Here is a 428-nt window from a genome sequence, read left to right as displayed (position 1 = left end):
GGCCTAAGTATTAAAAATTCACCACTCGATAAAAAAGCTTTATATATAGAGATTCCTGGTGAAAAAGCTTTAGATGAATACGGTAGAATGCATAATTGCTTTGCCGTTTTTAGTATCCAATCTGGATTATACGATCACAATGGCCACTACGCCGCCGGAATAACCCCAGAAACTTCTGTACCAATCAAAATTTGGAACGAGAAGTAGTTTACCGACCTCTTCCTCGACGTTCTGCGCGGGCCTGTAGCATTTCCTGATATGCCTTGGCGTCTCTGGCTTTCTGCTCGGCCCGCTCTCTCTCGGCGGCTTCGGCTCTCTGACGTTCTTCTGCCAGTCGTTTCCGCTCCGCTTCGGCGTCCTTAGCTGCTCCGGCTTTTAATCCCTTGGTGAAAGCCGCCCATTTACTGGCAGTTTTCTCCGCTTTCTGC

2 protein-coding genes are annotated in these 428 nt (G+C 48.1%); one reads left to right on the top strand and one right to left on the bottom strand.

The annotated features are described in order from the left end of the window. On the top strand, nucleotides 1–207 hold a 207-nt coding region (locus tag PY649_RS34890; RefSeq protein WP_285873628.1), incomplete at its 5' end, for a hypothetical protein. Nucleotide 208: 1 nt separating this feature from the next. On the opposite strand, the gene PY649_RS34885 is transcribed toward PY649_RS34890, so the two are convergent. Further along, on the bottom strand, nucleotides 209–428 hold a 220-nt coding region (locus tag PY649_RS34885; RefSeq protein ID WP_285873627.1), incomplete at its 5' end, for a hypothetical protein.

Source organism: Rhizobium mayense (assembly GCF_030272705.1).
Taxonomy (GTDB): Bacteria; Pseudomonadota; Alphaproteobacteria; order Rhizobiales; family Rhizobiaceae; genus Rhizobium; species Rhizobium mayense.
The sequence above is the reverse complement of the archived record's forward strand: the minus strand, read 5'-3'. Positions and strand labels throughout refer to the sequence as shown.